General features: G+C 26.8%; 24 protein-coding genes and 1 other RNA gene. 24 read left to right on the top strand and 1 reads right to left on the bottom strand.

From position 1 onward, the window contains the following. Positions 1-101 precede the first annotated feature (101 nt). The 13 genes from OC535_RS00435 (at position 102) to OC535_RS00375 (ending at position 14,279) form a co-directional block, all read left to right on the top strand. On the top strand, positions 102-308 hold the full coding sequence (locus tag OC535_RS00435; protein WP_024721509.1) for an RNA-binding S4 domain-containing protein: 207 nt from the start codon (positions 102-104) through the stop codon (positions 306-308). Further along, the gene (gene recF / locus OC535_RS00430) at positions 308-1,405 is read left to right on the top strand and encodes a DNA replication/repair protein RecF (protein WP_498822894.1); all 1,098 of its coding nucleotides are present in this window, start codon (positions 308-310) and stop codon (positions 1,403-1,405) included. Before OC535_RS00435 ends, recF begins: the two co-directional genes overlap by 1 nt. Next, on the top strand, positions 1,405-3,330 hold the full coding sequence (gyrB, locus tag OC535_RS00425) for a DNA topoisomerase (ATP-hydrolyzing) subunit B (RefSeq protein ID WP_024721507.1): 1,926 nt from the start codon (positions 1,405-1,407) through the stop codon (positions 3,328-3,330). Before recF ends, gyrB begins: the two co-directional genes overlap by 1 nt. Before the next feature lie 12 nt (positions 3,331-3,342). Then, positions 3,343-5,784, top strand: a complete 2,442-nt coding sequence (gyrA, locus tag OC535_RS00420) for a DNA gyrase subunit A (protein ID WP_498822893.1) — start codon at positions 3,343-3,345, stop codon at positions 5,782-5,784. 328 nt (positions 5,785-6,112) lie between these two features. Continuing rightward, a complete protein-coding gene (locus tag OC535_RS00415) occupies positions 6,113-7,201 on the top strand; it encodes a Fic family protein (RefSeq protein WP_498822892.1) in 1,089 nt (362 codons plus the stop codon). 109 nt (positions 7,202-7,310) lie between these two features. After that, positions 7,311-8,591, top strand: coding sequence for a serine--tRNA ligase (serS, locus tag OC535_RS00410; protein ID WP_227052846.1), 1,281 nt, complete (start codon positions 7,311-7,313; stop codon positions 8,589-8,591). A gap of 16 nt (positions 8,592-8,607) precedes the next feature. Further along, positions 8,608-9,432, top strand: a complete 825-nt coding sequence (locus OC535_RS00405) for an HAD family hydrolase (RefSeq protein WP_498822891.1) — start codon at positions 8,608-8,610, stop codon at positions 9,430-9,432. Positions 9,433-9,628: 196 nt separating this feature from the next. After that, positions 9,629-10,060 (top strand): LytTR family DNA-binding domain-containing protein, encoded by a 432-nt coding sequence (locus OC535_RS00400; protein WP_024721503.1) that lies wholly within the window; start codon positions 9,629-9,631, stop codon positions 10,058-10,060. 11 nt (positions 10,061-10,071) lie between these two features. Continuing rightward, positions 10,072-10,458: a DUF3021 family protein gene (locus OC535_RS00395; RefSeq protein ID WP_227052844.1), complete on the top strand. Its 387-nt coding sequence runs from the start codon at positions 10,072-10,074 to the stop codon at positions 10,456-10,458. 98 nt (positions 10,459-10,556) lie between these two features. Then, complete coding sequence (locus tag OC535_RS00390) at positions 10,557-11,495, top strand: ABC transporter ATP-binding protein (RefSeq protein ID WP_227052843.1); 939 nt, start codon at positions 10,557-10,559, stop codon at positions 11,493-11,495. A gap of 50 nt (positions 11,496-11,545) precedes the next feature. After that, entirely contained in the window at positions 11,546-12,625 is a 1,080-nt protein-coding gene (locus OC535_RS00385) for an ABC transporter permease (protein ID WP_498822890.1), read from the top strand. Then, positions 12,612-13,760, top strand: coding sequence for an ABC transporter permease (locus OC535_RS00380; protein WP_498822889.1), 1,149 nt, complete (start codon positions 12,612-12,614; stop codon positions 13,758-13,760). The genes OC535_RS00385 and OC535_RS00380 overlap by 14 nt, the downstream gene beginning before the upstream one ends. A 15-nt stretch (positions 13,761-13,775) precedes the next feature. Further along, positions 13,776-14,279: a GNAT family N-acetyltransferase gene (locus OC535_RS00375; protein WP_498822888.1), complete on the top strand. Its 504-nt coding sequence runs from the start codon at positions 13,776-13,778 to the stop codon at positions 14,277-14,279. A gap of 73 nt (positions 14,280-14,352) precedes the next feature. On the opposite strand, the gene OC535_RS00370 is transcribed toward OC535_RS00375, so the two are convergent. Then, the gene (locus OC535_RS00370; RefSeq protein ID WP_498822887.1) at positions 14,353-15,492 is read right to left on the bottom strand and encodes an IS30 family transposase; all 1,140 of its coding nucleotides are present in this window, start codon (positions 15,490-15,492) and stop codon (positions 14,353-14,355) included. 227 nt (positions 15,493-15,719) lie between these two features. Between OC535_RS00370 and ffs the strand changes: the two genes are divergently transcribed. The 11 genes from ffs (at position 15,720) to OC535_RS00315 (ending at position 25,471) form a co-directional block, all read left to right on the top strand. Beyond that, an RNA gene (gene ffs / locus OC535_RS00365) (signal recognition particle sRNA small type) lies at positions 15,720-15,807 on the top strand. A gap of 19 nt (positions 15,808-15,826) precedes the next feature. After that, positions 15,827-16,291: a nucleoside deaminase gene (locus OC535_RS00360; RefSeq protein WP_024722431.1), complete on the top strand. Its 465-nt coding sequence runs from the start codon at positions 15,827-15,829 to the stop codon at positions 16,289-16,291. A gap of 57 nt (positions 16,292-16,348) precedes the next feature. Continuing rightward, on the top strand, positions 16,349-18,115 hold the full coding sequence (gene dnaX / locus OC535_RS00355; RefSeq protein WP_498822886.1) for a DNA polymerase III subunit gamma/tau: 1,767 nt from the start codon (positions 16,349-16,351) through the stop codon (positions 18,113-18,115). 11 nt (positions 18,116-18,126) lie between these two features. Then, positions 18,127-18,720 carry a recombination mediator RecR gene (gene recR, locus OC535_RS00350; RefSeq protein ID WP_024722432.1) on the top strand — a complete coding sequence of 198 codons (594 nt, stop codon included), beginning with the start codon at positions 18,127-18,129 and terminating at the stop codon, positions 18,718-18,720. Between the two features lie 392 nt (positions 18,721-19,112). Continuing rightward, positions 19,113-19,733, top strand: a complete 621-nt coding sequence (tmk, locus tag OC535_RS00345; RefSeq protein ID WP_227052992.1) for a dTMP kinase — start codon at positions 19,113-19,115, stop codon at positions 19,731-19,733. After that, positions 19,730-20,671 (top strand): DNA polymerase III delta subunit-related protein, encoded by a 942-nt coding sequence (locus tag OC535_RS00340; protein WP_498822885.1) that lies wholly within the window; start codon positions 19,730-19,732, stop codon positions 20,669-20,671. Before tmk ends, OC535_RS00340 begins: the two co-directional genes overlap by 4 nt. A gap of 12 nt (positions 20,672-20,683) precedes the next feature. Continuing rightward, the gene (gene ricT, locus OC535_RS00335; RefSeq protein WP_498822884.1) at positions 20,684-21,496 is read left to right on the top strand and encodes a regulatory iron-sulfur-containing complex subunit RicT; all 813 of its coding nucleotides are present in this window, start codon (positions 20,684-20,686) and stop codon (positions 21,494-21,496) included. Between the two features lie 2 nt (positions 21,497-21,498). Further along, on the top strand, positions 21,499-22,233 hold the full coding sequence (locus OC535_RS00330; protein WP_498822883.1) for a tRNA1(Val) (adenine(37)-N6)-methyltransferase: 735 nt from the start codon (positions 21,499-21,501) through the stop codon (positions 22,231-22,233). Further along, positions 22,226-23,080: a 16S rRNA (cytidine(1402)-2'-O)-methyltransferase gene (rsmI, locus tag OC535_RS00325; RefSeq protein ID WP_227052989.1), complete on the top strand. Its 855-nt coding sequence runs from the start codon at positions 22,226-22,228 to the stop codon at positions 23,078-23,080. The genes OC535_RS00330 and rsmI overlap by 8 nt, the downstream gene beginning before the upstream one ends. Positions 23,081-23,218: 138 nt before the next feature. Next, a complete protein-coding gene (locus tag OC535_RS00320) occupies positions 23,219-24,535 on the top strand; it encodes a polysaccharide deacetylase family protein (protein ID WP_498822882.1) in 1,317 nt (438 codons plus the stop codon). A 300-nt stretch (positions 24,536-24,835) separates the two neighbouring features. Beyond that, positions 24,836-25,471, top strand: a complete 636-nt coding sequence (locus OC535_RS00315) for a GTP pyrophosphokinase (protein ID WP_034595770.1) — start codon at positions 24,836-24,838, stop codon at positions 25,469-25,471. Positions 25,472-25,496: the final 25 nt, after the last annotated feature.

Genomic DNA, 25,496 nt, shown 5'->3' with positions numbered 1-25,496 from the left:
TTACTTTTTATTAAAAAAAGCGTTAAAATGCTTATTTTTTTGAATTTTAATATATTTTATGTTATAATGTTGCTAGAATTTTATAAAAAAAGAGGGTAATTATGAAAATAATTCAAATAAGAGATGAATATATAACTTTGGGACAATTTTTAAAATTTTCAGGATGTGTATCAAGTGGTATTGATGCAAAAATTGTTATTAAAGATGGATTAGTTTTAGTTAATGGTGAAATAGAGACTAGAAGAGGTAAGAAATTACGAACTGATGATACAATTGAATTTGATGGAGAAACATTTGTTATTGGTTAATGATAATTAAATCGTTATGTTTAACTAATTTTCGCAATTATAAGCAATTTGTTATTGATTTTAATCAGGATATTAATATTTTAATTGGCAGTAATGGACAGGGAAAGACTAATTTAATAGAGGCTATTTATTTACTTTCTGTAGGTAAGTCATTTAAAACACATATTAATAAGCAGATGATTATGTTTGATTGTGATTTTGCGAAAGTTAAAGGTGAGATCATTTCTAATAACAAGAAACGTAATTTAGAAATAGTTTTAGGAAATGATTTTAAAAGAGCTAAAATAGATGACCAGGATATTTATAAGATAAGTGAATATGTTGGTCTTTTAAATGTCGTAGTTTTTACTCCTGATGATCTTTATTTAATTAAAGGTAGTCCTAGTAATCGTCGTCGGTTTATTGATTTAGAGATTTCTAAAATATCACCGATCTATGTCTTTAATTTAAGTAAGTATAATGTATTGCTTAAAGAAAGAAATAAGTATTTGAAAGTTTTAAATCAAAGAAATCAAGATTGTGATGAATATCTTGAAGTTCTTGATGAGCAATTAGCTAAGTTACAAGTTGAGTTAATTAAAAAGCGTCTTGATTTTATTAAAAAATTAGATGATAAAGTTAATTTAATTTATCAAAAAATTGCTAAAAGGGAAAGTGAAAAAATAAGACTAAGGTATAGTTGTTTTATTAAAGAAAAATTAACATATGAAAATATTTTATCTCTTTATAAAAAAAATCACCATCGTGATGTCCAGTATATGAAAAGTCATTTAGGAATACATAAAGATGATTTAAAAATATATATGAATGAAAATCTTGCTGATCTTTTTGCTTCTCAGGGTCAGCAAAGAACAATTGTTTTGAGTTTAAAAATTGCTTTGATTGATTTAATTAAAGATGAAATTGGTGAGTATCCAATTTTATTATTAGATGATGTTTTATCAGAATTAGATCAAACAAGGAAAAATATGTTATTAGATATTTTGAATCAAAAAATTCAAACTTTTATTACAACTACTTCTATAGATGGTATCAACCATCAAATTGTAGAAAAAGCTAAGAAAATTTATATTGAAAGTGGCAAGGAGGCTACATGATGTCAGAAGAAAAAGTAGAACATAGTTACGATGAATCCGATATTCAGGTTTTAGAAGGGCTCGAGGCAGTTCGTAAAAGACCAGGAATGTATATTGGGACAACTTCAATTAGAGGATTACACCATTTGGTTTGGGAAATCGTTGATAATTCAATTGATGAAGCCTTAGCTGGCTATGCAAGTCATATTAGAGTAATTTTAAAAGATGATGATGTTGTTCAGGTTATTGATGATGGACGAGGAATGCCAACCGGAACTCACGCTAAAACAGGAATTTCAACTGTTGAGACAATTTTTACTGTACTACATGCTGGAGGAAAATTTGGTGGCGGTGGTTATAAAGTGTCTGGAGGACTTCATGGAGTTGGTGCATCAGTTGTAAATGCTTTATCACAATGGCTTGAAGTTAAGGTCTATCGTGATGGACATATTTATTTTCAGCGCTTTGAAAATGGTGGTAAACCAGTAGATGAATTAAAAATTATTGGTGAGTCTGAAATTACCGGAACAGTAGTAACTTTTAAGGCTGATAAATTAATTTTTAAAGAAGGCACAGTTTATGATTATGATACATTAAGACAAAGAATTAGAGAATTAGCCTTTTTAAATAAAGGATTACGCTTATCATTAGAAGATAATCGTAATGGAGCTGATCATAAACATGAATACTACTTTGAAGGTGGAATCAAAGAATATGTCGCTTATATTAATAAGAATAAAACCCCAATTCATGAAGAAGTTATTTATGTTGAAGATGTTCAGCAGGATATTACAATTGAAGTAGCAATGCAATATAATGATGGCTATCAATCAAATATTTATTCATTTTGTAATAATATTAATACTCATGAAGGGGGAACTCATGAAGAAGGATTTCGCTTAGCTTTAACAAGAGTTATTAATAATTATGCAAAAAATAAAGGTGTCTTAAAAAAAGATGAAGAAGCTTTATCAGGTGATGATGTTCGTGAAGGTTTAACAGCAATTATTTCTGTTAAACATCCTGATCCTCAGTATGAAGGACAAACAAAAACAAAATTAGGGAATGCTGAGGTTCGAAAAATTTCAAGTAATATTATTAGTGCTTCATTAGATAAATTTTTATTAGAAAATCCAGATACCGCAAAAATAATTATTGATAAAGCAATCGTTGCATCTAGAGCAAGATTAGCAGCTAAAAAAGCGAGGGAGATGACAAGAAGAAAAAATGTTCTTGAAGTTTCTAATTTGCCTGGGAAATTAGCAGATTGTTCAAGTAAAGATGCTAGCGAATGTGAGATTTTTATCGTCGAAGGGGATTCTGCCGGAGGAAGTGCAAAGATGGGTCGAGATCGACGGATTCAAGCGATTTTGCCATTGCGTGGTAAAATTTTAAATGTTGAAAAATCTAGGCTTGAAAAAATCTTAGGAAATGCAGAAATTAGATCAATGATTACAGCATTTGGTACGGGAATTGGCGAAGAATTCAATTTGGACAAATTAAGATATCATAAAATAGTTATCATGACCGACGCCGATGTTGATGGTGGTCATATTAGGATTTTAATGTTAACGTTCTTATATCGTTATTTAAAACCATTGATTGAAAATGGTTTTGTTTACGCAGCCCAACCGCCACTTTATTTATTAAAACATGGTAAAGATGAACATTATTGTTATAGCGATGAAGAATTAGAGGATTTAAAAACAAAAATAGGTGATGGGGCAAAATACAGTATTCAACGTTACAAAGGTCTTGGAGAAATGAATGCAGAACAACTTTGGGAAACTACTATGGATCCTGAAAAGCGAATTTTAAATCAAATTGATTTAGATGAAGCAATGGAAGCGGATATGATCTTTGATATGTTAATGGGTGAAAAAGTAGAACCTAGACGTGAATTTATTCAAGAAAATGCTAAATATGTTACTGATCTAGATATTTAATAAAGGAGATAAATGATGGAAGAACGCGGGATTAGAAAAGTAAAATTAACATCGGAAATGAAAAACTCTTTTATGCAATATGCAATGTCAGTAATTGTATCAAGAGCTTTACCGGATGTTCGTGATGGATTAAAACCAGTTCAGCGACGAATAATTTATGGAATGAGTGATCTAGGATGTACACCTGGAACACCTTATAAAAAATCTGCTCGTATTGTCGGAGAAGTAATGGGGAAATATCATCCTCATGGAGATTCTTCTATTTACGAAGCATTAGTTAGAATGGCTCAAGATTTTTCATATCGTTATATGCTTGTTGATGGTCATGGAAATTTTGGTTCTATCGATGGTGATGGGGCAGCAGCGCAACGTTATACTGAAGCTAGAATGTCGAAGATATCTAGCGAATTAGTACGTGATTTAAAAGAAGATACAATTGATTTTGTTCCTAATTATGATGGAGAAGAACAAGAACCAGCTGTACTGCCAGCGCGTATACCTAATTTATTAATTAATGGATCAACGGGAATTGCAGTAGGAATGGCAACTAATATTCCTCCTCATAATTTATCTGAGGTTATCGATGCAATCTTGGCAGTAGCTAAGAATCCCGATATTACAATTGTAGAATTAATGGAAAATTATATTCAAGGACCTGATTTTCCTACCGGTGGATATATTTTAGGAAAAAGTGCTATAAAAAAAGCTTATGAAACTGGTAATGGTTTAATTGTGATGCGAGCTAAAACAGAAATTGAAGATAAAGGGAGTAAGAAAGTAATTGTTGTTACTGAGATTCCTTATATGGTAAATAAAGCTCGGATGATTGAAAAGATGTCACAATTGGTTCGAGAAAAGAAAATAGAAGGTATTACAGAAATTCGTGATGAATCAAATCGTGATGGAATTCGTGTAGTTATTGAATTGCGTCGTGATATTCAACCAGAAGTTATTTTAAATCAACTTTATAAATTAACATCTTTGCAAACAACTTTTGGTGCTAATTGTATAGCTTTAGTAAATAATGAACCAAAAACATTAAATTTAAAAGAAATGATTACTTTATATCTTGAACATCAAGAAGAAGTAATCAGGAGAAGAACAAAGTTTAGATTAGCTAAAGCTGAAGATCGAGCTCATATCTTAGAAGGATTGAAAAGGGCTTTAGATCAAATCGATGCAATCATTGATTTGATTAGGTCAAGTCGTACTACTGAAATTATTCAAACAAGATTAATGGAAGAATTTAATATGTCTGATAAACAGGCTAAAGCAATTAGGGAAATGCAGTTACAGCGTCTAGCTGGTTTAGAAAGACAAAAGATTGAAGATGATTTGAATAAATTGTTAGAAATTATTGCTGATTTAAAAGATATTCTTGAGAATAGAGAGCGTTTATTATCAATTATCCACGATGAATTAGAAGAAATAAAAGATAAATATGGAGATAAAAGACGTACTGAAATTATTCAAGGAACTTTTGATTTGGAAGATGAAGATTTGATTCCTGTAGAAGATGTAATTATTTCACTTACAAATAATGGTTATGTCAAGAGAATGCCAGTAGATACATATAAGAGTCAAAATCGTGGTGGTCGAGGTATTAAAGGCATGTCAACAAATAATGATGATATTGTTACTTCATTAATCAATATGTCGACTCATGATGATCTTTTGTTCTTTACTAATTTTGGTAAAGTTTATCGTTTAAAAGGTTATAACATACCTGAATTTGGTCGAGCAGCAAAAGGTTTGCCAGTAGTAAATTTGCTGAACTTAGATAAAGGTGAAAGCATTAAATCTATGATCAGTATCAATCGTAAAGATATTCAAGAAAATAGTGATCGTTATTTATTCTTTGCAACTAAAAATGGACTAGTAAAAAGAGTACCAATAAATGAATTTGAAAGAATTCGTCAATCTGGTAAGATTGCAATTAACTTAAAAGAAGATGATCAATTGGTTCAGGTTAAATTAACGAGTGGAAATGATCAAATTTTAGTTGCTGCATCAAATGGAAAATTAGTGCGTTTTGAAGAAACTAATGTTCGACCAATGGGACGTAGTGCCAGTGGTGTAAAGGGTATTAATGTTGATGGTAGTGAAGTTATTGGAATTACAACTGATAAGGAAGGAAAATTTATTATGGTTGTCACAGAACGCGGTTATGGTAAGATGTCACCGTTAGAGGAATATCGTTTATCTAATCGTGGTGGAAAAGGTGTTAAAACCATCAATGCTACTGAACGTAATGGTCAAATCGTTGCTTTGCGGGCTGTTAATGGTGATGAAGATTTATTAATTATTACTGATGATGGAATTATGATTCGTCTACCAATGGAACAAGTAAAAACTGCTGGTCGAGCTACTCAAGGGGTAAGATTGATCAAAGTTAATCCAGAAAATAAAGTTTCGTCAGTAGAAGTTGTTGAAAAAGCTACAGATGATAAATAGTTGTAAAAAAGGAATGTAATTGAATAGATAAATTTATCTATTTATATTTACAATCCTTTTTTAATTAAAAATAATTAGTAAAATTTGATAATTAAATACACTAATGATATATTATCTGTAAAATTATTAAAAAATTTATATATATGTAAGTATAATTAGTTTAAATATATATAATAATTATAGATGGGAGGTTTTTTATGATATACAAAACTTTAGAAAAACAATATCATTATACAAATTCATCTGAATTTAAAAAATATATCAAAATAAGATTAATAATGAAACAGCAATAAATTTTAATATCACAATAAATAAAAATCCTGCATTTATGATTGTTAATCATGAAATATTACAATTAGTCTCTCAAATATATCATTTAAATAATAAAATAATTGAAAAGTATAATGATTTACCAGGTATTGCAAGACAATATTTTATAAAAAGTACTCTAATAGAAGAAATTATTAAGACAAATGAAATTGAAGGAATTCATAGTACTAAAAAAGAACTAAAAGAAGTATATGAAGATGTAATTAATAAAAACTTAAAAAAAAAGAAGAGTCGCTTTTATGGTTTGGTAAATAAATATAATAGTTTAATTAATAATGAATATTTAAAACTTACGACATGTGATAGTATTAGAAAATTGTATGATGAAATAATGTTAGTTGATGTCATTAATGAAAGTTCTGATAATCAGCCAGATGGTGAAATATTTAGAAAAGAAGCAGTTGAAGTTATTAGTGAATATGATGGAGCTATTCATAAAGGAATTATGCCAGAGATTGAAATAATAAATTATATGAATGAAGGATTAAAAATATTAAATGATCAGGCAATTAATATTTTTATTAGAATAGCTGTATTTCACTATTTATTTGGATATATTCACCCATTTTATGATGGTAATGGAAGAATGAGCAGATATATATCAAGTTTATATTTAAATGATGAACTTGATATTTTATGTGCTTTGCAGTTATCGATTAGTTGTAAAGAGAGAAAAAATGATTATTATCGTGCTTTTAAATTTACAAATGATGTAAGAAATAAAGCTGATCTTACAGGTTTTGTTATTATATTTTTAGAAATAATAGTAACAGGACTTGAAAATCTTTTAGAAATTGTAAGTGATAAATTAGAACAGTACAATTTAAATAAAAAAATGTTAAAAGAAATTTGTGATAAAGAAGATGTATATCATTTATTAAATGTATTTTTACAGTGTACATTATTTGATAATGAAGGATTAAGTTATTATGATTTAATGAATATTACTAATTTATCTAGAACTACGATCATTAATAAAATTAAAGATATTAAAAATTCTAGTTTGAAAGATTTATTGATTGAAACAAAAATTTCTAGAGAAAAGCATTATCAGTTAAATATCGATAAGTTATATGATATGGTTTAAATGAGGTGATTTATTGCCGAGGAAATAAATTATAAACATTTTGATAATAATTGAATAAGATGAATAATTATTGTATAATTTAAAAAAATATAAGCAAGGGAGAATTAGAATGATTGATATTGCAATATTAAGAGAAAATCCAACCTTAGTAAAAGAAAATATGAAAAAGAAATTTCAAGATGAAAAGATTGGATTAGTAGATGAAGCTTACAAATTAGATAAAGATTATCGAGAAGTTTTAACAAGAGCTAGTGAATTAAGAGCAATGCGTAATAAATTGTCAAAAGAAATTGGTCAATTTATGCGTGAAGGAAATAAAGAAGCTGCAGAAAATAATAAAAGACAAGTTAATGAAATGGCTGAAGAGTTAAAGCAATTAGAAGAATTAGAAGTAAAATATGGTAGTGAGTTAAAGGCTATTATGATGAAAATTCCTAATTTCATTGATGAATCTGTGCCTTTAGGAAAAGATGATAGTGAAAATGTAGAAATTACTAAGTATGGAGATCCAATAGTACCAGAATATGAAATTCCTTATCATACAGAAATAATGGAAAAATTTGAAGGTATTGATATGGATAGTGCTGGACGTGTTGCTGGTCAGGGATTTTATTATTTAATGGGAGATATTGCCCGTTTGCATTCAGCAATTTTATCATACGCACGTGATTTTATGATTGATCGCGGTTTTACTTATGTTATTCCACCATACATGATTCGTAGTAATGTTGTTACTGGAGTAATGAGTTTTGAAGAGATGGACAGTATGATGTATAAGATTGAAGGGGAAGACTTATATTTGATTGGGACATCTGAACATTCAATGATTGGAAAATTTATTGATAATATCTTAGATGAAGATAAATTGCCTTACACATATACTTCATATTCACCATGTTTTAGAAAAGAAAAGGGTGCTCATGGTATTGAAGAACGTGGTGTTTATCGAATTCATCAATTCGAAAAACAAGAAATGATCGTTGTATGTAAACCAGAAGATAGTAAAATGTGGTTTGATAAATTATGGAATAATACTGTTGATTTATTTAGATCATTAGATATTCCAGTAAGAACTTTAGAATGCTGTTCTGGTGATTTGGCAGATTTAAAATCTAAGAGTATAGATGTTGAAGCTTGGTCACCAAGACAAAAGAAGTACTTTGAAGTTGGATCATGTTCAAATTTAACAGACGCTCAAGCTAGAAGATTAAATATTCGTATAAATGGTGAAAAAGGTAAATATTTTGCACATACATTAAATAATACAGTTGTAGCTCCACCTAGAATGTTAATTGCTTTTCTTGAAAATAATTTGAATGAAGATGGTAGTGTTAATATTCCAAAAGCATTACAGCCATACATGGGAGGAAAAGAAAAGATAACTAAATAGTTATCTTTTTATCTATATGAAAAAGTTATATGTTAGTGATTTAGATGGCACTTTATTAAATAGTAATGGAAGAATAAGTAACTATAGTGTTGAAGCAATAAATAATTTGATTTCTAAAGGTATGATTTTTACATATGCAACAGCAAGATCGTTAGTTTCAGCAGCTCCAGTAACTAAAGGTCTGACTAAAAATTTACCACTAATTATTTATAATGGAACATTTATAGTTAATAGTGAGACTGGTAAAATTATTCATAAGAATGTTTTTAATAAAAATCAGATAGAATTAGTCAAAGAAATAATGGAATCTAATCAAGTAAGGCCAATGGTTTATGCATTAATTAATGATAGAGAAAGAGTTACGATCATTAATAACGATTTAAATGAAGGAACTAAATACTATTTAAAAAGTCATCAAAATGATTATCGAATCAATTTGACAGATGATTATAATAGTTTATATCAAGGCGAAATCTTTTATTTTACTGTTATTGGTGAATATAAAGATTTAAAACCAATATATGAAAAATTAAAAAGATATGATTATTATAATATTACATTTCAACAAGAAATATATCGTGAAGAATACTGGTTAGAAATTATGCCTCAAAGTGCCTCTAAAGCAAGTGCAATTTTAAAATTAAAAAATATTTTAAAATGTGATGAAGTAATATCATTTGGTGATGCAATTAATGATTTACCAATGTTTGCAATATCTGATCAATGTTATGCAGTAAGCAATGCAGTTGAAAAATTAAAGCACTGTGCTACAGATATAATTTTAAGCAATGATGAAGATGGTGTGGCACGTTGGTTAAATGAACACTATCATAGAGATTAATAATATAAATTAAATATCAGAATAAAAAGTACATCTAATAATGATAAAAGATGTACTTTTTATTATTGTAGTTGATTTAAATATTAAAGTGTTATTGACTTTTTTTGCATTTCATTGGGATAAAGTGTATCTTACTTAAATATGATAGGTAAAAAGATAATAATATGATACACTAATTTTATAAAGGGGGAGTTAGATGAAGATCGTTATTGAATGTAGGGAAGATAGTGAATTAGAAATAGTTATTCGATGTAATAAAGTTGATGATAATATCAAGAAAATCATTTCTTTACTAGAAGATAATAAATTTATTATTGGAAAGTTAAATAATCGTAGTTATCAAATTATGGTAAATGATATTTATTATATTGAAGCTAATGAAGATCGAGTTTTTCTTTACTGCAAAGATAAAGTTTACGAAACAAATTCAAGATTATATGAATTGGAAAATGAATTAGAAACTTGTTCCTTTATACGTATCAGTAAATCTATTTTATTGAATTTAAATAAATTAGATAATGTTAAAGCACTATTAAATGGTCGTTATGAGGCGATGTTAATAAACGATGAAAAATTAGTTATAACACGACATTATGTAAGTGATTTTAAAAAGAAATTTGGAATGTAGGTGATAATTTTATGAAGAAAATAAGAATTTGGTTTATCACAACTTGTATTTCATTTACTTTAGTAATTCTAGTACAGACAGTTTTAGGTGGAATTTATTTAAACGACAAGTATATTATTGATATATTTAAAATTTGTGTTTTGATTAACTTATTTGTTAATGTGACACATTATTTAGATATTAAAGAATGGATATCTGATTTGATTTCAATTATTGAAATAGCAGGAACAATAATCATTATTAATTATTTATACGGATTTACAGTAAGTATTATAAATAGCATTATTATTCTAATTATATCTACAATTATTTATTTTATTTGTAGTGGGATAGTATATATAAAAAATAGTGATGATGCTCGTAAGATAAATGAAAAAATAAAACGCTACCGTAGTTAGCAACTAATAGTTGCTAAAAAATAATAATCTGCAATCTAAAGTTGGTGGCTGCTTGTGATAAATTTATGTATAGTGGTGACATAAAAGGAGGAGATAATATGGAAAAGATCATAGAAATTAAAAATCTAACTAAAAGATATGGTGATCTAGTAGCTTTAGATGATTTTAGTTTAGATGTTTATGAAGGTGAAATTTTAGGTTTATTAGGGCCTAATGGTAGTGGTAAGTCTACTACTATAAATACTATTTTATCATTATTAAAGTATGATTCTGGTAAAATTTGTATTTTTAATCAAGAGATGAGTCCAACTGCCTATGATATTAAAAGCAAAATAGGAGTTGTTTTTCAAGATGTTGCAGTATTTGAAGAGTTAAGTGTAATTGAAAATATTGATTATTTTTGTGGACTTTATATTAAAGATAAAAAAATTAGAAATAATTATGTTCAAGATGCTATAGATTTAGTAGGTTTGAATGAATTTAAAAAATTTAAACCTAAGCAATTAAGTGGAGGATTATTAAGAAGATTAAATATTGCTTGTGGAATAGCTCATAAACCAAAATTAATTTTTTTAGATGAGCCAACTGTAGCAGTAGATCCTCAAAGTAGAAATAATATTCTTGAGGGAATAAAAAAATTAAATGAATTAGGAGCTACAATTGTCTATACTACTCATTATATGGAAGAAGTAGAGCAGCTATGTAATCGAATTGTTATTATGGATAAGGGTAAAATAATTGCTTCAGGAACAAAAGATGAATTGAAGGATATGATCAGTTTAGGTGAGAAAATTACGATTGAATTAAAATCAATGAATCAAGCTTTTATTGATCGTTTGAAAAATAGTAAGCGAGTAATTAATATTGAAATTGAAAATAATATAGTTCATATTTCTTATAAAACGAAAGAAGATAATTTAAGTAAATTAATTGATTATGTTCGTGAAAATAATGTTAGTTATACGAGTATATTTAGTGAACGTCCAACATTAAATGATGTTTTTCTAGAACTAACAGGAAAAGAGTTAAGAGATTAATGTTTTTTCACTTTTTCAAATATCAATTTAAAACATTAATTAGAAATAAAATGGTAATATTTTGGACGTTAATATTTCCACTTGCTCTTGCTACTTTTTTTAATTTAGCATTTTCTAATTTAACAGCTAGTGAAAAATTTGAAACAATTAATGTTGCTCTTGTTGAAAAACAAGAAAATTCATATTTTAAACAAACATTAGAATCATTAGAAAATGGTAATGAAAAACTAATTAATTTAAAAGTTAAAAGTTTGAACGAAGCAAAACAATTATTAAAAGATGAGAAAATTAAAGGTTATTATCTTGTAAGTGATAAAATTGAATTAGTAGTAAATGATACTGGAATTGATGAGACAATTCTTGAAAGTATTGCAAATGAGTATAATAGTACAATGAGTACAATTAAGAATATTACTGATTTAAGTCCTGATATTTTACAAACTAATATTTTAGATGCCATTAATTTATCTAAGAATAATTTTAAAACATTAAATATTAGTGGTAATACAGATTTAACCGTTGTATATTTTTATACTTTAATTGGAATGAATTGCTTAAATGCCAGTTTTTGTGGTCTTCGAACGACAAGTCAGATTGAAGCCAATCTTTCAAGACAGGGAACAAGAATAGGAGTTTCACCTATTTCAAAAATAGTTACTGTTTTATCAGGAATTTTTTCAGCTTTCATTATTCAGTTTGTAATTATGATGATTTTGATGGCTTATCTGATATTTGGATTAGGTGTTGATTTTGGCAATCAAACAGTTTATATTATTATTTTAATTGCTATCGGATGTTTTACTGGTGTGGGATTAGGAAATTTTGCTGGAAATGTTTTGAAATTCAAAAAAGAAGATACAAAAATATCTTTTTTAACAAGTTTTTCATTAGTACTATCGTTCTTTTCAGGAATGATGATCATCGATATTAAATATTGGATGCAAACCAATTTACCAATATTAGCATATATCAATCCTGTCAATCTAATAACTGATGGATTATATGCTCTTTACTATTATGATAATTTAAATCGTTATACAACAAATATGATCTATCTATTTATAATTGGTGTTCTTCTAATTGCAGGATCATTATTCTTCACAAGGAGGAAGCAATATGACAGTATTTAAAAAATATTTAAAAGTTGCTAATACTTATACTTTACTAATAATTATATATACAGCTATATTTCTTGGATTAGCAATATTTGCAGGGACATATAATTCTAGTACAACTGAATATAAACGGGTAGATGTTAAAGTTGCTGTTATTAATCGAGATGAAAATAGTAATCTAATTGAAGGATTAAAAGAATATATCCAAGATTCTGGTAAATTAATTAATTTAGATGATCAAGAAGAAAAATTACGTGATGCTTTGTTTTATCGAACTGTAGATTATATTATGATTATACCTAAAAATTATACATCTGATTTTATTAGTGGTAAGAATGTTCAAATTGAAACAATGGAATTGCCGGATTCTTATAATAGTATTTATAGTAAGAGTCTTTTAAATAAGTATCTAAATACTGCTAATTTATATTTAAAAGCAGGAATTAGTGATCAAAAGTTAACTAAATTAATTAAAGAAGATTTAAGTAAAAATATAGAAGTAAGCATGTTGGAAAAGCAAAATGATATTGATTTTACAAAAGCTGCTACCTATTATAATTTTTCTAATTATATGTTAATAACTATAACAATGGTTATTGTAACAATGATCATGGTATCTTTTAATGAAGAAAAGATAAAACGTCGCAACTTAGTATCACCAGTAAGTTATAAAAGTATGAATCGCCAATTATTACTAGGAAATTATACAGTTGGATTATTTATTTGGTTATTATATGTTATATTTAGTTTTATTTTATATAGTAAAGCCATGATGACAATAAATGGATTATTGTTAATAATTAATTCACTTGTTTTAATGCTTTTTATTCAAGCATTGAGCTTTATGATAGCAAAATTTACAAGTAATCGTGAAATATTAAGTGGTGTAGGAAATGTTTTTGGTTTAGGATCAAGCTTTATATGTGGGGCTTTTGTTCCCCAAAGTATGTTAAGTCCGTTTGTATTAACTTTAGCAAAGTTCTTACCTTCATACTGGTTCATAAAAGCTAATAATGAAATTGTTAAATTAAATGATTTTGGCTTTGAAGCTATTAAACCAGTTTTAATAGATATGTTAATAGTTTGTGGATTTACTTTATTAGTATATCTTGCAACACAAATTATAACGAAAATAAGATTAAAAAAATAAAAATGAGGTGAAAAGATGGAAATAGAATACTGTGAAGTTTTACCTAGTGATGCTAAAAGAGTCGTTGAATATTTAAATATTGTTGCTGATCAAACAACAAATCTTACTTTTGGAGCTGATGATGATAAATTAAATGAAATTCAGGAAATGGAATTAATTCAAGAAATTAACGATGATCCTAATTCTATAATGATCGTTGCAAAAGATGATAATCAAATTGTAGGGATGGTTTCATTAAAAGGAAATTCTAAAAAACGTTTGAAACATCATGCAAGTTTGGGAATATCTGTATTAAAAGATTATTGGAATCAAGGAATTGGTTCAAATCTACTTTCTGCCACTATTGGTTATGCAATTGAAGCGGGTTTAGAAATTATAGATTTAGAAGTAGTTACTGATAATATGGCTGCAATTGTATTGTATAAAAAATTTGGATTTGAAATTATTGGACGTTATGATAATTATATGAAAATTGGTGATGAATATTTGAATGTTTATTTAATGAATTTATATTTATAAAATAATATCCTAAATATTGTTTATATTTTATTCCCGAATTGCAAGCAGAGAGTGGAAATAAGATAAAAAAGTTCTAATTTTTATAGAAAATCGTATTTTTAGTTATACCAATTTTAGCCAGTTCTTTGACAAATAGCTGTTCTGCAGGAAGATAACCAAGTATCTTCCTTTTCTTTTGATTGATTTTTTGATTAATATCTAATGTTTTTTCTTTATCTATTGTATTAATATCAGTTCCTTTCTTTATAAAATATCTTATAAGTCCATTGCAGTTTTCATTTGATGCCCTATCACATGAATGATATGGTCTCCCAAAATAAATCTTTGTACGCTGTTCTTTTGATCCTGGTTTCTTTTCCATATCCTTCCATCTGGCAAATTCATTTCCATTATCGAATGTAATGGATCTGAATATTTTCTTAAAATCGTCACTATAAAATTTATGAAGCTTATTGATCTGCATATAAACTTTTTTAGAAGATTTTGATGTAATAGGAATCATATAATAGAATCTTGTTTTTCTTTCAATCAGGGTCAAATAGGCACCATTTTGTCCATCTCTTGGACCAGTGACAAGATCACCTTCCCAGTGACCAAATTCCTCTCTTGTATCAACGCTTTCAGGTCTTTCCATGATAGAAGTTCCCTTCTGTCTTTTAGGGATATAAGTTTTCCAGTTCTTTTTCGTCTTTCTTCTTAGCATTCTAGGCAGATCAATTGGTTTTATCGAAACTTTTCCTTCGTGTATGTAATTATAGAAAGTCTTAGTAGAAACAGTTACCATATTTTTAATTTTATCTTTTTCATGAAGGCGAAGATAATTGATAGTCTCATCAACAGAGGAAAGTCTATTTGATTTCATTTCATTTTCAACGAGAGTGATAAAATCATGAGCCTTATGAAGTTTAGAATTGTTAGGGGTCTTATGGATCTTAGATCTTTTTTCAAAGGCAGCCAAAGCAGAAAGTTCAGTACGTTCATTAAGATAGGTATCTCTAACAGTGATAGTGGCATCCTTAATGATAGAATAGACATTAGAGACAGAAGTACCAACAGAAACAGCCAAATAATGAATGAATTGAGTTTTACCGATATTACGCTTATGACCAGAATGCAGAGCGTTAAAACGAATAAGTTCATTAACAATAAATTCATAATGAAAAAACTGAAGGTGTTTATTTTTAGATTTTTGTGATATAGTATAAGTGTTCATAGAGAGTCTCCTTTATTAGGTTTTGGTCGACTAAAATAATACGACTTCTATGAACATTTTTCATGTAAAAAATTAAAAATTGAGACTAGAGGGAGTTGGCGGCGAAATGTAATGATTGGCTAGCCAATCATTACATTACCTTAATTCCAGTTTCATTTTACAATACACAGTTTATATTTTATTTAAGTTTATTATTGAATTTGATGAATTAATGTTATATAATTAGTTTTGCCATTACAATAGGCGGCTTCGAACCATGTCAGGACCGGAAGGTAGCAGCATTAAGAATAACCGTCTGTGTGTAGTGGCTTTTTTATAAAAAGGAGAATTTTGCATGGAACAAGATATTAAGTTTATGGAAATTGCATATCAAGAAGCATTAAAGTGTTTAGATAAAGATGAAGTACCTGTTGGAGCTGTTATAGTTAAAGATAATCAGATAATAGCGCAGGCACATAATCTTCGTGAAACGACTAACTTGGCTACAGCTCATGCAGAAGTTATAGCAATTAATGAAGCTTGTAAAAAATTTAATTCTTGGTATCTTGATGAGTGCATATTATATGTAACTCTTGAACCGTGTATAATGTGTTCTGGAGCTATAATAAATAGTAGAATAAAAAAAGTAGTTTTTGGGGCATATGAAAAAAGATGGCTGGCTTTGACTACTATCTATAATTCAGATTCACCTGTTAATCATAGACCAGAAATTACTGGTGGAATTTTACAAGAAAAATGTTCAAAAATAATTAAAGATTATTTTAAAAATAAAAGGAATAATAAAAAATTAAATTTTTAATTATATTTATCTTTTTAATTATATAGTATAATAGATAAGGATGAGGAGTGATTATAAATGTCTTATAAAGCTTTATATAGATCATATAGACCCCAAACTTTCAATGAAGTTGCTGGGCAAGAACATGTCGTAACAACATTAAAAAATGCAATTAAAGAAAATCGTATTTCTCATGCTTATTTATTTGCTGGTCCACGAGGAACTGGTAAAACTACTGTAGCTAAGTTACTCGCAAAAGCTTTAAATTGTACTGGAGATAATCCTCCTTGCGATACTTGTCCTAATTGCAAAGCTATAACAGCAGGAGAACATCCTGATGTTATTGAAATTGATGCTGCTAGTAATAATGGTGTAGATGAAGTTCGAGATTTGATAGATAAAGTAAAATATGCACCTATAAATGGAAAATATAAAGTGTATATTATTGATGAAGTTCATATGATGTCAACAGGGGCATTCAATGCTTTATTAAAGACTTTGGAAGAACCACCAGCACATATTGTTTTTGTTCTCGCAACAACTGAACCACATAAAATTTTGCCAACGATCATATCTAGATGTCAACGATTTGATTTTAAAAAAGTTGATGAAAGTGATATTATTGATAGACTGGAATATGTTTTAAAGCATGAAAAGAAAGAGTATGAAGTAGCTGCTTTAAAAATAATTGCAAAATTGGCTGAAGGTGGAATGCGAGATGCTTTAAGTATTTTGGAACAGTGTTTAGCTTATGAAAATAAATTAACTGTAGAAAGTGTTAATATGATATATGGTTTATTATCCATGGATAATAAAATTATATTTATTAAAAAATTACTTTCTAAAGATTTAAAGGGAATATTAGAATCATTAGATAATATGCTCAGTACAAGTATTGATATTAAAAGATTGACATATGATTTAATAGATGTTTTAAAAGATGTAATAATTTATAAAAATACTCAAGATATTGATATTTTATTTGTATTATCTAAAGATGATATTGATAATTTAGTACCTTATATTTTAATTGAAGAAGCATTTAAGATAATTGATATTTTAATAGAAGCAAGTTCTCATTATAGTCAATCTTTAGATGCAAAAACATATTTTGAACTAGCAATGTTAAAAATATGTAATAATGTAAAAGATGAAAATAAAGTTCTTCTTGAAGAAGAAAATAATTTCATTGAAAAAACAAAAAAAGTAGAAGAAATAAAAAAAGAAGATGATTCTGAAAAATTAAATAAAATAGAAGAAATAACACCAGAAACAGCCAAGCTAATAGATCAAGATAATGATTTAAAAAAAGAAGAAAATAAAAATGTCAAAGATGATACAGAGCAAAAAGTTTCAAATAAAAATATTGATGTTTCATTTGATGATATTTTAAATATTCTAGTTCAAGCTGATCGAAGAATATTAAATGAAATAAAAGAAAAATGGTCAGTAATTGCAAGATATCGATTCAATCTTAATACAGCAAAATTTGCTTCAATGTTATATGATGGTAATCCTGTTGCAGCTTGTCAGGGAGGAATTATTATTGCATTTGAGCATCAGCCAAATGTAAATGAGATTAATGAAACGGAAAATTATTATCAATTAAAAAAGTTTCTTCAAGAAGTATTAGGACAAAGTTATGATTTTATAGCAGTAAAAAGTAGTACATGGCCTGATATAAGAAATAAATATATTGAAATGAATCGCGCAAAAACTCTTCCTGAAGCAAAACCAATTGTTTTACATCATATCGGAACTTTTCAAAATTCTCAAAAAAAATTAAATGAAGCACAATCAATGGCAGTTGAATTATTTGGAGATCTTGTTGAATTTGAAGAATAGAGGAGGTTTATATGAATTATCCAGAAGCTTTTCAAGATTTAGTTGATTGTTTTAAGCGTTTACCTGGTATTGGTAGTAAAAGTGCAGAACGGTTAACTTATTATGTTTTATCAATGGAAAAAGACTATGTTAATGATTTTTCAAAAGCAATAGGAAATATTCAAGATAAAATACATTATTGTAAAAAATGTGGTCATATATGTGAAGGCGAAATTTGTGATATATGTATGGATCATGATCGTGATCAAAGTATCATTTGCGTTGTTGAAGAATCTAAAGATGTTTTTGCAATGGAAAAAATAAAAGAATATAATGGAGTATATCATGTTTTGCATGGGACAATGTCAATCATGGACGGTAAAACAATGGATGATTTAAATATTGATTCTTTATTTGAGCGATTAGATGATTCTATCAAAGAAGTAATTATTGCAACTAATCCTACGCGTGATGGTGAAACAACTGCTTTATATTTAGCTAAATTACTTGCAAAAAGAAATATAAATACAAGTAGGATAGCTAATGGTTTACCTATTGGAAGTAATATTGATTATGCTGATGAATTAACATTATTAAAATCACTTGAAGGTAGAAAGAAAATATAAACACCTCATATAATTATTATAGAGGTGTTTTTATGCGAAAATTTATATTAACCTTGTTTAAATCAATTATACTTTTGTATATATTGAACATATTGACAAATAATTATTTTACTTTTAATATTTTAAATATTTTCATTCTAATTATGCTAGGATATCCTGGAATTATTATTATATATTTTATAAGCCTATTATGAAATAATTATAAAAAATAATATTAATTATTTTATATTTATAATAAATATTATTTTTTATTTAATATTTATTATAAATATATATTAAAATAATATTTATTTTAATTTTATAGTACTAATAAATGAATGAATTGTATCAAACTATGACATATGTTATAATTTATTATAGATTGCTTTGATAAAAAAGGAAGGAAGTAAAAAATGAGAGGTAAGTTTATTACGTTGGAAGGACCAGATGGTAGTGGTAAAACTACTATTTCAAAAATAATATTTGAAAAATTGCAATCTGAAGGATATAAAGTATTATTAACACGTGAACCTGGTGGTATTGAAATAGCTGAACAGGTAAGAAATATAATTTTAGATAAAAAAAATACTATGATGGATGCACGAACTGAGGCTTTATTATATGCAGCTGCAAGAAGACAGCATTTAGTAGAAAAAGTTAGTCCCGCTTTAGAGGCAGGATACATAGTTATTTGTGATCGATTTGTGGACAGTTCATTAGTTTATCAAGGAATCGGAAGAGGAATAGGAATAGATGAAGTATATCAGATAAATCTATTTGCAATTGGTGATACTATTCCTGATTTAACAATATTTTTTGATATATCTTATGAACAAGGTTTGGCAAGAATAAATAAGAACAATAGAGATATGGACAGATTAGATTTGGAATCTAATGATTTTCATAAAAAAGTATATGATGGTTATTTAACTATTTGTAATAAATATTCAAACCGCATTATTAAAATTGATGCAAGTAAATCAATTGATGAAGTAGCAAGTCAAGCGTTAAAAATAATTAGGGATAAGTTATGAAAGATTATTTAATAAAATTTCAGCCGGTTTTTTATCATCTAATCAATAATGAATTTTCACAAAATAGAATACCACATGCTTTTTTATTAGTTGGAAATAATACAGAAAAGCCTTTAAATTTTTTAGCAATGTCGATAATTTGCGATGAAACTTTAGCTTGCATGAAATGTAATGATTGTCGGAAAGTACTGGAAAACAAATATAGTGATATTATTAAATTAGATGGAGATATTGCTTCAATAAAAAAAGGTGATATTGAAAAAATTCAAGAAACATTTAAAAAGTCTTCATTAGAAGGAAAAGCAAAGATATACATAATTGAAAATATTGAGTATTCAACTAAAGAAGCGATGAACACTTTATTAAAAATGTTGGAAGAACCAAATGAAGGTGTTTATGCTTTATTTACGACAAAAAATATTAATAGAGTTTTACCAACGATTATTTCACGATGCCAAGTAATAGATATACAACCAGATAGTAAAGAAAGTATAGCAGAGCAATTGATTAATGATAGTATTCCTAATGATGCTGCTAATGTGTTAGCTTTTTTAGCAGCTGATGTTGATGAAGCAAAAAAATTATATGATGATCGATTTAATTATATGTATTTACAAGTAATAAATTTTATTGAAGATTTATATTTTAAACGTAATAATTTAATTATTAATACTCAGACTAATTTATTAAAAAAATATAAAGAGCGTGAGGATATTAAATTATTTTTGAATATGTTATTATTAGCAATGAAGGATGTGTTTCACGTGAAACATAATCAAAAAGTGTTATATTCTGAAAATATAGATTTGTTTAAAAGTATTAATGTTGAAGAAACTATATTAATAAAACAAATAGAATTAGTATTAGAGACTATTTATACTATAGAAAGTAATGCTAATATTGCATTATTAATGGATAGTTTTATGTATAGATTATAGAGAGGTGTTACTATGCAAAATCTTAGATTAGCAAGTGTAAAATTTAAAAATGCAGGAAAAGTATATTATTTTTCTACAGATTTAGAATTAAAAAAAGGAGATTATGTAGTTGTTGAAACAGCTAGAGGATTAGAATTGGGTGAAATATCACAAGAATTAATGGAAATAGAAAAATTTAATCTTGATACAGAATTAAAGCCAATTTTACGTTTAGCAGATCAAAAAGATGTTGAAGCGTATAAAAAAAATTTAATTGATGCCCAAGAAGCTTTGATAACTTGTAGAGATATAGTGCCAAGATATGATGTGGATATGCAACTTACTAATTGTGAATTCACCTTAGATAAAGCTAAAGTTATTTTTATGTATACATCTGATGAACGAGTTGATTTTAGAGAGTTATTAAAAGAATTAGCAACAGTTTTTAGATGTCGTATTGAACTTCGCCAAATTGGTCCTAGAGACAAAGCTAAAGTAATAGGTGGAATAGGAACATGTGGGTTACCTTTGTGCTGTACATCTTTGTTTGGAGAATTTAATGGTGTATCGATAAATATGGCTAAAAATCAGATGCTAGCTATAAATATAGAAAAAATATCTGGTGCTTGTGGTAGACTAATGTGCTGTTTAAAATATGAAGATGAAGTTTATACGATTGAAAAGCAGCGTTTTCCTAAAATAGGAAGCAGAGTGAAATATGAAGGTAAAGATGTTAAGGTATTAGGTCTTAATGTAATTAATGATTTAGTTAAAATAGATAATAATGGTGCAATAATTTTTGTTGGATTAAATGAAATTAATTTTAAACGTTTGGATAATAATTAAGTATGGATAATGAAGTAACTAATTATTTATTAGCTTTTAATCATATGAAGATAATCCAAAGAAAAGATATGTTTAACTTTTCTTTGGATACAGTATTATTAGCTAACTTTTGCACTATTACTAAAGATGTTAAGAAAATAGTTGATTTTGGCACTAATAATGCAGCAATTCCATTACTTTTATCAACAAGAACAGATAAAAAGATCATTGGAATAGAAATACAATCAGAAGCAGTTGAATTAGCAAAGAAAAATGTTATATTAAATGACTTAAAGGATCAAATTGAAATAATTAATGATGATATAAGTGAATATGTAAAAAAGGCTTCAAAAGTTGGACTTGTTGTATGTAATCCACCTTTTTTTAAAGTAGATGAAGATAGTAATATAAATGAAAATGAATTTTTAAGTATTGCACGTCATGAAATAAAAATTGATTTAGAAGGTATTATTAAAAGTGCTGCAAAAATTTTGGATAATCGTGGTAAGTTTGCAATGGTTCATCGTCCTGATAGAATGATTGAAATTTTAAATATTATGCAGAAATATGAAATAGAACCTAAAAGAATAAGATTTGTATATCCTAAATATGGTCGTGCAAGCCATGTTTTATTAGTTGAGGGAATATATAAAGGAAAAAAAGGATTAAAAATTGAGCCACCATTATATGCTCATAATGAAGATGGTACTTATAGCAATGAAGTAAGGAAAATGTTTGGAGAAAAAATTGATGAATAGACAAAAAAGTTTTGAAAATAATCATCCATGTTTATATCTTGTTGCGACACCAATAGGAAATTTAGAAGAAATAACATATCGTGCAATAAGAATTTTAAAAGAAGTAGATTATATTGGTGCTGAAGATACACGTAATACTGTCAAATTATTAAATTATTATAATATAAAGACAAAATTAATATCGCACCATGAACATAATATTATACATTCTATTCCTAAAATAATTAATTTACTATTAGAAGGTAATAATATTGCATTAGTTAGTGATGCTGGATATCCTGCTATATCAGATCCTGGCTTTGAATTAGTAAAAGAAGCAATTGCAAATGAAATAAATGTTATTCCGATTAGTGGTGCAAATGCTTGTCTTGATGCTCTTGTTGTTTCTGGAATAGTTCCGCAACCTTTTATATTTTATGGTTTTTTAGATCATCAGGATAAGAAAAAGAAGAAAGAATTAGAAAATTTAAAAAAGTATCAAGAAACATTAGTTTTGTATGAGTCTCCACATCGAATTGCAAAAACATTAAAATTAATGTTAGAAATTTTTGGAGATCGCGAGATTGCTCTATGTAGAGAAATTACAAAAAAGTATGAAGAAATTATAAGAGGTAAAATAAGTGAAGTATTAAATATTATAGATGAATTAAAAGGTGAAATGGTAATTGTAGTTTCTGGTAATGTTAATGTTATAGAAGAACATATTTTTGAGCAAACTATTGTTGAACACGTCAATGATTATGTTGCTAAAGGTATGTCAGTAAAGGATTCAATAAAAGAAGTTGCTAAATTAAGAAATATTAAGAAAAATGAAGTTTATGCAGCATATCATAAGAAAGACGAGTAAATCGTCTTTTTTTAACTTTAATTATATGCTTAATGTTTCACGTGAAACATTAAATATATATAAATTTTATAAAAACGATTAATTTGATTTAATTCTACAAATAAAGTATTATATAAGAGGTGAAAGGATGGAAAATGAATGAAATATAGTTATGCAAGAGGATCACATGAAGCAGATAGAAAAATAAAATATGTAATAATAATTTTGTTAATAGTTGCAATTATTATAGGTGGAATATTCTATTTCTTTAATAAAGATAGTATATATGATCAATTTAATCAATATAGTGAGGATAACAAAAGTATTGGTGAAGTAAAACACTATAAAGATGAAAGTGATAATTTATATATATCCATGTATTATCCAGAAACAGAAAGTAAAGAATTAAATAAGATAGTTAATGAATTTTACGAAAATTATTTAAAAGAGCAAAAAGAAAATAAGAAAAGTAAAGATATTATATATATGGATTATTCAATAAATGAGGTATATAATCAATATATTAATTTAAATTTAAAGATAAATAGATATGATGAAGATGTAAATGTAATTTCTACAACTAATAAATTATTAACTTATGATTTAAAAAATGAAAAAATCTTAACAGTCGAAGATTGTTTAAGAAATAATTATAAAAGTGTACTATCTTCTAGTATTAGCGGAATTGAAAATATTGACTCAAATAGTTCAAGTATTGTTGTAGAAAGTAAAAAATTGGTTATTTATAGTGATGAAGAACTAAAAAATAAAGTTGAAATAAATTATGAGGACAATAAAGATTTAATAAAACTTGCAAATAAGAATATTCCTTCTAATGCGCCATTAGATGTAGTTAAACCAGCAGATCAACCACAAATAGATACTAATAAAAAAATGGTAGCAATAACTTTAGATGATGGACCACATAAAACCAATACTTTAAAAGTAATTGAATTATTTGAAAAATATAATGGACGCGCTACTTTTTTCATGCTAGGGAAAAATGCTGAGTTATATCCAGATGTTGTAAAAACAGTATATGAACATGGTTTTGAAATAGGAAGTCATTCTTGGGATCATCCTGATTTAAAAAAATTAGATATAGATGGAGTGAATAAACAAATTGTAGATACCCAAGATGCAATTTTTAAAATAACTGGATATGAACCTAAATTTATAAGACCACCATTTGGTTCAATTAATGATACAGTTAAAGAGGCTATATCGAAGAATGGAATGAAAATTGCGTTATGGAATTTAGACACTGAAGACTGGAAATTGAAGGATGCTAATAAAATTAAAGATGTAATTGTAAATAAAGCATTTGATGGTGCTGTCATATTAATACATGATATTCATAGTTTTACAATAAATGGTTTAGAATTAGCATTAGAAGAATTAAATAATAAAGGATATCAATTCGTTACATTAGATACATTACAACAATATTTTGAATTAAAGAGTGTTATAAAATAGTTTTTTAGATAATTTAAAAATACTTATCAAATTATTAAGAAAGAGATCTATAAAGAGTCTATTACTCTATTTAGATCTTTTTTATTAATCAAAATAATAATTTAAGTTATAAAATATTAATAAAACTACTTTTATATAATGAATCTGATTGTATAAATTTAAGATTTTATTTAACATAAATATCCATAATTTTGATGTATTAATGATAAAAATATTTAATATAATAATCTGTAGAATGAATTTAATTATATAAAAATTTTAATAAAAAGGAGGTACCGAATACTACATTCGGTAAAAATAATGAATAAAGATATAATTAATATTAAACAACATGAAACAGATTTTGAAACACTAATGCAACCATATAAAGCAGCAATAAAAATTGTAAAAACAAAGTTAGAAATAATTGATGAAGAACTTAAATTGAATTATCAATATAGTCCAATTCATGCTATACAAAGTAGAATTAAATCACCAGCTAGTATATTAGAAAAATTAAATAGAAAAGGATTGGAACAAAATTATCAAGGAATGTGCCAATTAAATGATATTGCAGGACTTAGGGTAATATGTAATTATATTAATGATATTCAATATATAGCTCAACTATTAGTCTTACAAGATGATGTTATCCAAATAAAACAATCTAATTACATTCAATATCCTAAAAATAATGGCTATCGTAGTTTACACTTAATAATAAAAGTACCAGTATACCAACGAAACGGAATTATTTATATTCCTGTAGAAATACAGATTAGAACTATTGCTATGGATTGCTGGGCTTCTTTAGAACATGAATTAGTTTATAAGGGAACTAAAGATGCAAATATACAAATTCAAAGAAGATTAAAAAATTGTGCTGATATGATGGCAAAAACGGATATGGAAATGCAAAAAATTTATTTAGAACTAAATCAAACTAGGAATAATTAAATGTTTCACGTGAAACATTAACTAT

The sequence above is a fragment of the Clostridium sp. Marseille-Q5894 genome, from assembly GCF_946902305.1.
GTDB lineage: Bacteria > Bacillota_I > Bacilli_A > Erysipelotrichales > Coprobacillaceae > Thomasclavelia.
Note: the sequence above shows the minus strand (reverse complement) of the source record. Positions and strands in the feature narration are given on the sequence as shown.

Bases quoted from the DNA above. Each gene is read 5' to 3' on its own strand.
- OC535_RS00390 (WP_227052843.1), top strand. From the start codon at position 10,557: ATGGAAAAGATCATAGAAATTAAAAATCTAACTAAAAGATATGGTGAT.
- dnaX (WP_498822886.1), top strand. From the start codon at position 16,349: ATGTCTTATAAAGCTTTATATAGATCATATAGACCCCAAACTTTCAAT.
- OC535_RS00380 (WP_498822889.1), top strand. From the start codon at position 12,612: ATGACAGTATTTAAAAAATATTTAAAAGTTGCTAATACTTATACTTTA.
- OC535_RS00330 (WP_498822883.1), top strand. From the start codon at position 21,499: ATGGATAATGAAGTAACTAATTATTTATTAGCTTTTAATCATATGAAG.
- gyrB (WP_024721507.1), top strand. From the start codon at position 1,405: ATGTCAGAAGAAAAAGTAGAACATAGTTACGATGAATCCGATATTCAG.
- OC535_RS00315 (WP_034595770.1), top strand. From the start codon at position 24,836: ATGAATAAAGATATAATTAATATTAAACAACATGAAACAGATTTTGAA.
- OC535_RS00375 (WP_498822888.1), top strand. From the start codon at position 13,776: ATGGAAATAGAATACTGTGAAGTTTTACCTAGTGATGCTAAAAGAGTC.
- OC535_RS00385 (WP_498822890.1), top strand. From the start codon at position 11,546: ATGGTAATATTTTGGACGTTAATATTTCCACTTGCTCTTGCTACTTTT.
- OC535_RS00400 (WP_024721503.1), top strand. From the start codon at position 9,629: ATGAAGATCGTTATTGAATGTAGGGAAGATAGTGAATTAGAAATAGTT.
- serS (WP_227052846.1), top strand. From the start codon at position 7,311: ATGATTGATATTGCAATATTAAGAGAAAATCCAACCTTAGTAAAAGAA.
- recR (WP_024722432.1), top strand. From the start codon at position 18,127: ATGAATTATCCAGAAGCTTTTCAAGATTTAGTTGATTGTTTTAAGCGT.
- gyrA (WP_498822893.1), top strand. From the start codon at position 3,343: ATGATGGAAGAACGCGGGATTAGAAAAGTAAAATTAACATCGGAAATG.
- OC535_RS00405 (WP_498822891.1), top strand. From the start codon at position 8,608: ATGAAAAAGTTATATGTTAGTGATTTAGATGGCACTTTATTAAATAGT.
- OC535_RS00435 (WP_024721509.1), top strand. From the start codon at position 102: ATGAAAATAATTCAAATAAGAGATGAATATATAACTTTGGGACAATTT.
- OC535_RS00415 (WP_498822892.1), top strand. From the start codon at position 6,113: ATGATTGTTAATCATGAAATATTACAATTAGTCTCTCAAATATATCAT.
- tmk (WP_227052992.1), top strand. From the start codon at position 19,113: ATGAGAGGTAAGTTTATTACGTTGGAAGGACCAGATGGTAGTGGTAAA.
- OC535_RS00370 (WP_498822887.1), bottom strand. From the start codon at position 15,492: ATGAACACTTATACTATATCACAAAAATCTAAAAATAAACACCTTCAG.
- OC535_RS00340 (WP_498822885.1), top strand. From the start codon at position 19,730: ATGAAAGATTATTTAATAAAATTTCAGCCGGTTTTTTATCATCTAATC.
- recF (WP_498822894.1), top strand. From the start codon at position 308: ATGATAATTAAATCGTTATGTTTAACTAATTTTCGCAATTATAAGCAA.
- OC535_RS00320 (WP_498822882.1), top strand. From the start codon at position 23,219: ATGAAATATAGTTATGCAAGAGGATCACATGAAGCAGATAGAAAAATA.
- ricT (WP_498822884.1), top strand. From the start codon at position 20,684: ATGCAAAATCTTAGATTAGCAAGTGTAAAATTTAAAAATGCAGGAAAA.
- OC535_RS00395 (WP_227052844.1), top strand. From the start codon at position 10,072: ATGAAGAAAATAAGAATTTGGTTTATCACAACTTGTATTTCATTTACT.
- rsmI (WP_227052989.1), top strand. From the start codon at position 22,226: ATGAATAGACAAAAAAGTTTTGAAAATAATCATCCATGTTTATATCTT.
- OC535_RS00360 (WP_024722431.1), top strand. From the start codon at position 15,827: ATGGAACAAGATATTAAGTTTATGGAAATTGCATATCAAGAAGCATTA.